Source organism: Desulforamulus profundi (assembly GCF_002607855.1).
In genome coordinates this window covers 1-6,584 of record NZ_AWQQ01000128.1, presented here as the reverse complement: position 1 = coordinate 6,584, position 6,584 = coordinate 1, and the positions used below count along the sequence as shown (strand labels likewise).

Below are 6,584 nucleotides of genomic sequence, written 5' to 3'. Positions count from 1 at the left end.
CGCCAATCTCTGCGTATAGTTCTTGAATCTTGTTCTTTAATGTCTCTTTCTCCTTGTCACTCTTTCTACGACCATCTTCAAGAACTTCTGCCAGAGATCTTATTGCCTCTTTTTTCCATTTAAGCAATTGATTTGGATGAATCCCATACTCTGAAGCAATCTGGGATATGGTTTTCTCTTCCTTGAGAATTTCCAGTACAACCTTGGCTTTGAACTCCCCAGAATATGATTTTCTCACGGCAACGATCCACCTTAAATAAAGCTGTTTTTTTGTCTAGTTTTCTTTATCCATTATATTTTGCTGGAATCAGCGAGATCCTCGCGCGGTCAGGGCTATTCATTATATATGTTAGTTAATAAATTAACCGATAATAACATTATGTCAACTGGATTATTCTCTCCATGCTCTAGTGAAAGGGTCTCAGACTGCCGTTCTTAAAACATATTTTTCGTTTGTTGAATTATGTTAACAACCATTCTCCTATCGTGTAAATATCGTGTAAATTAAAAGTCTCTTCAACTTCCTAGTATGGATAATGGGAAGTTGAAGAACGAACTTGAACTCACAACTCCCCTGAACGTACAGGTGGAATCAGTAGCTTGCGTTGTACATGAAAATTTTAGCCTCTAGCGAGTAGACTAAGTGTGACACAGCCGTTAGAACCTCAACAGCGGTCTTAAGGTGAAGACAAGATTAGAACTAAATGTATATACCGATTCGAAAACCCACTTGTTCCGGACGGGCAGTTACAACCCGTCCGGAAAATGGTTGTGCCTCTTTTTTCTTCTTTCTTTAAAAAATCCCCGCGCCCCTCCTTGCCGCCATAGCTAGGATGCAGAGGCGGGGTCTTATTAAATATTATCCTCTTTCTGCCATTCATCACTAATGCTTTTCCAGTCAATATCCCTTTCTTCTTTTTTAGTCCACACATCCCAGAACTCAGGGTCTTTTGATTTTGGACGATCCTTTTCCTCTAAAGTATTCATTTCAACGATTACTGGTATCGGGGCTGCCCATCCAAGCAAAATTGCTTTTTTGGTTGGAAGTATTGGGAGTTCGTTCAAAATGCTACCTAGATTATCAGGGACTAGCTTTTTTACCATCTCCTGATCTTTATCATTAACTAAACGGTGTAATAGAAAAGTATTACATTGTGACAAAACAGTCTGAGATAATTCTGAAGGTCTTTGAGAAGAAATCAGTAATCCTAGACCAAACTTCCGCCCTTCTTTGGCTATTTTTTCGAATGATTGACTACAAAGCCGATTAGCAGTAATCTCATCGGTATCCCCATCATAGCGTTTGATAAAATTGTGAGCTTCTTCAACTACAAGTGTAGTCGGTAGTATTTTTCCGGTTTTTCTTCTGTAACGCTGGTGAGCTTCAAAAATGATTCTTGATAAAACGGATACAATCACAAAAAGTATTTCAGATGGCAGCAACGAGAGGTCAATAATACTAATAGATCCATCATCTTCATTGCTACCAATATATTGATTTAACCACGCTTCGAGTGTTATTTCTTCTTTTGTTTTTGTTTCAATCACCGAAGCAATGCGAGAATCAGTCAAAATGCTTCTGACTCGCATCATGAAAAAGTCCATAAATTGTTGCGCATTGTTTTCCTGAGATAGACGTTCAATATGACTAAGAAAATCTTCATTTGTAAAGAAAACAGGGCTATCTTCATCTGGCCCTTGATAACTTATCAACTCCCCGAAAACACTCTGTGATGCTTCAATTGCAGAGACAACTTCTTGTATATCTGTTAAATTAAAGGCTGGATAATTATTACCGCTCTTTGGCCTTTTTGTTAAAACACTATCAATAGAGGCCATTATTGCTTTAATTTTATCTTTTGGCTCACCATCGATTTTATCTAAAAAAGAAGCAAGGGAATCTTTTGATGATTGAAAAGTTTCTCCTAGATTGTTTTTACCCGGCCAATTGGCTATGGCATTTATTCCCTGTCTTTCAAAGTTTCTAAGAGTTACCAAAATACTAATAATAAACCGTCTAGGAGTAATCAGACTATCATTTTCATCCAATCTTCCACCATAACGAATCTCCCGCAGGGTTTTTCTTAATAGTGGTCTTTGTGTTTTACCACTAGCTTGTGCAATTGAACTCCATTCGTAACTGTTCCACATCCAACTTGGAACCTTTAATTGGGAGATAGTAGTGTCTGAATCGGGATTATCATTGAATATCACCTGAAAACGACGGACATTAGCCAACCCCTCAAATGTCCCACAATATTCACCATTTGGATCGAGTACGATAAAACGAGAATTAAGTTTTTTCTCTTTCGGCAGTTCATTCCTTGCTTCTTCAAGAGTCCAGCGTATTAATCCAGCTACTGAGCAAGATTTTCCGCTTCCGGTATTTCCCAAAACCGCTATATGCCTGCCAAAAATTCTATCAGGGTTTATAAAAACAGGCGCATTTGCAGTCATCGGAGAAATACCGATTTTAACTTTTGCATTATTGTCTTTGTTTTGGACGATTGCCCGTAACTGTTCTTGATTAGGAACTACAACAATATCCCTACTGACGGGTAACTATAAACTCCACGCTCGATTTCAAATTGCCCATCCTCTTCTTTAAGAATACCCAAAGGACTTATAGAAAGCTTACGAAGTGGAAAGGGTAAGTCAATTAGGTCAAAGTCTTTGTACCCCTTTCTTTTTGGATACGGAGAATATTCAACGCCAATCCATGAAATAATTCCTATAAGAGCGCCTGATTCATTGGGAATGAGAACAAATCCGTTTACTTTTGGGAAAAGTTGTGGTACTCCGGTATTAATAGCAGTGTTTTGCGGAGCATTGATTTCGAGCAGTACTTTTATTTCACGTGGAGAAACAAACTCAACCGTACCAATAGTTTGGTTTCTGATATGTTCAAATTCTTTATTCATCTTCACTCTCGCTTTCTTTTGGAGTGATTTTCCTTTTCTCTTCAATTCTATGCCGTCTATCTGAAATTCGGTCGATTGCTGATTTTGGAAGATAGTTTTCAGTCAGGATTCGAATATTCCCATAATGATTTCCTAATAAAAGCGTTAGTTGAGAATGATTACATTTCTTCACGAAGCTACTAATTCGTCCATCCGCCAAGTCATAAGAAATAATAACCAGATGAGTCGATGGTATGGTCATCATATCTAGAATTATATTGTTTATATGCGAATCTCCAAAACCATAACCATAGGTAACAAGAACAGAATTGGGTCGACATGTTGCTGTAGAAAAGTCTCTAAATAATTCAGAATAAGGGAAATATACTGTATCAATCCCTTTTGCTGAGTTGGGATAAATCACATTTGTTTCGTAAGGATTTTGAATTGTGTCTTCATTTATTTTACAACCAAAAGGTATAGGCTCTTTATGAATATCTCCATTATTGAAACGCCAGTCAAGCGAGCCATGCAGCTTCGTGTAACGAACAACCCCCTCAACATACCGTGGTTCACCGCGTATTCCGGGTGGATTATAATGGTAATCCAACTCCATTTTATGCATTCTCAAGGTTGGGTTTAATTTTCCAATAAAACGGTCTAAGGTATAAATACCCGCATTATCTAAAGCATATTCAATAAATCGGTCATAATTGGTTGTAAAGATATGCAGCCTGTCACGGGTAGCGGTTCGACTGCTAAAACTGATGAGAAATCTCTTTAGAAGCGCTAAAGCGTCCGAGCCATTTTCTGAAGAAAGCACATTACATTCATTTTTTATCAAATTCAGTATGAGTAATTTCATCTTCTCATTTATTTCGTTTTCGAGTGTTGTAGCATTTGTATCATTCAATATTTTTAACCCTTTTACTAATTCGATGGCAGTCCTTAAATCATCTTCAAAATTTGCTGAACCACGAGACAGTTTTTTTGCTTCTTCATTGGCGTAGGATTCTATTTTTTCGCCTTCAGTTATGAATTTTATTCGCTGCATAGCCTGCGGAGTGACGCCTGAATCACAACATATTCCTGTAGTAATGCCTGTACCCAACAGTAGTGAGAGATGCTCACTTTGAAAGACAGCAGTCAGCCATGGTTCTATCACAGATCGAAGTTTTTTTTCGTCTGGAGTATCTGAACCTTCAGGAACTTCATTAGCAATATAGAGAATATGATCTTTTGACCAGTCTATTGAGTCCATCTATCTTCCTCCTTTCAAACATACCCAAAACTTCTTAGCTTTTCTACCTAACTTCCCATTATAGACATTAGTTCAATACAAGATAAAATCTAAAAACACTAAACTTTTTCGAATTTCTAATCGGACGTACCTGTCCCTCTGTTAATAGTCACGTAGAGAGCGGTTAATCACCACTGTACAGACCATGGCGTGCGGAACTACCGTACTAGGCTCAACCCCATTTCTATCAGCAGAATTACTATTGTAATACACCTTGAATTATAGTGTCAAACTACCCTTTGTCCCCAGCTTTTTATATTATTTTGGGTGGTTACCCGTATCATATCTCTAGAAACACCTAACTCACCGTTCATTTCTTTCCAGTGACATATACACCCACTGATTAAGTAAAATACCAGCTACGTAGGCAATATACGAATTTGTTAATTAATTTCACTATTATCTACGTGTCTTCTGAACTAATTTAAAGTTATCTGAATACGCCGAGCCAGATTGTGCATTTTGACCGTTGTGATTGTGCACCCAGACCGTTTGAATTGGGCATAGCTTCCGCACTAATTGTGCACTCATGATCCGCTTGTAAAAACGCTCTGTATAATGGATTTATGTGCTGGGAATCTAGCGCAAATAATCCATAGGAGGTCATATGAATGACCAATTACAGAGAAATCCTGAGGCTGTTTAGCCTTGGGATAACAAAAAAGGACATAGCGGCCAGCTGTGGGTGTTCTAGAAACACCGTCACGAATGTCTTGCAACGGGCCGCAGCGTGTCGGCTAAGTTGGCCGTTGCCTGACAAGATGACCAACAAAGAGCTTGCCATGAAGCTGTTTCCACCCGGGGAAGCAAAGCCGACGTACAAAATGCCGGATTATGAATACATCCATCGAGAGATGGCCAAGAGCGGTGTCACGCTTAGTCTACTGTGGGTGGAATATTGTGACCAATGCCGCGTGGCGGGTGAAGTCCCGTACAAATCCACCCAGTTTAACAAGTATTACAGCGATTTCGTCAGAAGTACCAAAGCAACTATGCATATTAACCGCAAGCCTGGAGAAATCATGGAGGTAGATTGGGCCGGTCAATATGCGCACATTGTAAAATACTGATACAGGTGAGTTAATAGATGTTTCCGTCTTTGTTGCTGCCCTTTCATACAGCGGCTACGCCTACGTGGAGGGGTTTCTATCACAGAACCAAGAGTGCTGGATTACCGCCCATGTTAATGCCTACAACTACTTCGGTGGTGTTACACGCATTCTCACCCCGGACAATTTAAAGACCGGCATTACAAAGCACTCACGAAGCGAGATTACAATCAACAAGACCTATCAGGAATTAGCGGAACACTACGGAACAGCTGTTATCCCTGCCCGGGTAAAAGCTCCTCAGGATAAGCCAACTGTCGAGGGCGTAGTAGGGATCATCTCCACATGGATCCTGGCGGCGTTGCGCAACCAGCAGTTTCTCTCCCTGCATGAGCTAAATGAAGCTATCCGACAGAAGCTAAAAGAGTTTAATAACAAGCCATTCCAGAAGAAGGAAGGCAGCAGAGCCAGTCTGTTTGAAGAGGAAAGACCGTTCCTGCTACCACTGCCGCCAAAACCTTTTGAGTTGGCCACATGGCGAGTTGCCACTGTCCAGTTCAACTACCATATCAAGCGTAGATTCCCAGAATTACTCAGTCCCGTATGAATACATTAAGCAAAAAGTGGAAGTCAGGCTCACTAAGAATGTCATTGAGGTTTTCTTTGGAGGTAACCGGATCAGCTCCCACCCAAGGTTGTACGGACGTAGTGGCCAATACAGCACTATTGAGGCACACATGCCTCCATACCACCAGAAGTATGTAACGTGGAACGCAGAAAGATTTATCAGCTGGGCCGAAAAGATCGGAGAAAATACCGCTGTTGTTGTTCGTTTCTTCCTCAGTGCCCACAAGGTAGAGCAGCAAGGATACAAGTCCTGTATGGCTCTACTCAAACTTGCAGATAAGTATTCCGTAAAACGTCTAGAAGCCGCTTGCGCAAAGACGCTGTCCTATACCGTCCATCCAAGCCTAAAAAATGTACAGGCAATCCTTAAATCCGGACAGGACAAGCTGCTTGATAACAAACCTGCATCGGAAACGCCCCCGGAGACATCCCAGTATGGTTTTACACGTGGTGCTGAGTATTACAAAAGGGGGAATAACTGAATGTAGCAAACCACGCTGAATGGCGGTAACCAGTTCATTGCCAATTTCGGTAAATAACCATGTTTCAAACTATCGCCAATGACGGTAAGAAGGTACTGTTTCTCCTCCGTCATGGGGTAGTGTAGGAAGCTGTTACCACCCGAAGTGAGTGAGAAAAAACTATAAAAAGTTACCCTTACTGTTGAAAAAGACCTGGTTTTTATGAAGGAATACTACATTTAGTTGG

The 6,584-nt window shown here is 40.4% G+C and carries 4 protein-coding genes and 1 pseudogene; 1 reads left to right on the top strand and 4 read right to left on the bottom strand.

Translation table 11 applies throughout. The annotated features are described in order from the left end of the window. The 4 genes from P378_RS17160 to P378_RS17150 all read right to left on the bottom strand — a co-directional run. Positions 1-238: transposase (locus tag P378_RS17160; RefSeq protein ID WP_143338535.1), on the bottom strand; the 238-nt coding region annotated here is incomplete at its 3' end. 614 nt (positions 239-852) lie between these two features. Beyond that, positions 853-2,466 carry an ATP-binding protein gene (locus P378_RS17155; RefSeq protein WP_274378764.1) on the bottom strand — a complete coding sequence of 538 codons (1,614 nt, stop codon included), beginning with the start codon at positions 2,464-2,466 and terminating at the stop codon, positions 853-855. Positions 2,467-2,534: 68 nt separating this feature from the next. Next, on the bottom strand, positions 2,535-2,921 hold the full coding sequence (locus P378_RS20235; RefSeq protein WP_207654075.1) for a hypothetical protein: 387 nt from the start codon (positions 2,919-2,921) through the stop codon (positions 2,535-2,537). Next, complete coding sequence (locus P378_RS17150; protein ID WP_099084065.1) at positions 2,914-4,161, bottom strand: SIR2 family protein; 1,248 nt, start codon at positions 4,159-4,161, stop codon at positions 2,914-2,916. Before P378_RS17150 ends, P378_RS20235 begins: the two co-directional genes overlap by 8 nt. A gap of 650 nt (positions 4,162-4,811) precedes the next feature. Between P378_RS17150 and istA the strand changes: the two are divergent. Then, a pseudogene (gene istA, locus P378_RS17145) lies at positions 4,812-6,358 on the top strand (IS21 family transposase). Positions 6,359-6,584 lie beyond the last annotated feature (226 nt).

Coding starts and splice junctions, on each gene's coding strand:
- P378_RS20235 (WP_207654075.1), bottom strand. CDS start 2,921: ATGAATAAAGAATTTGAACATATCAGAAACCAAACTATTGGTACGGTT.
- P378_RS17150 (WP_099084065.1), bottom strand. CDS start 4,161: ATGGACTCAATAGACTGGTCAAAAGATCATATTCTCTATATTGCTAAT.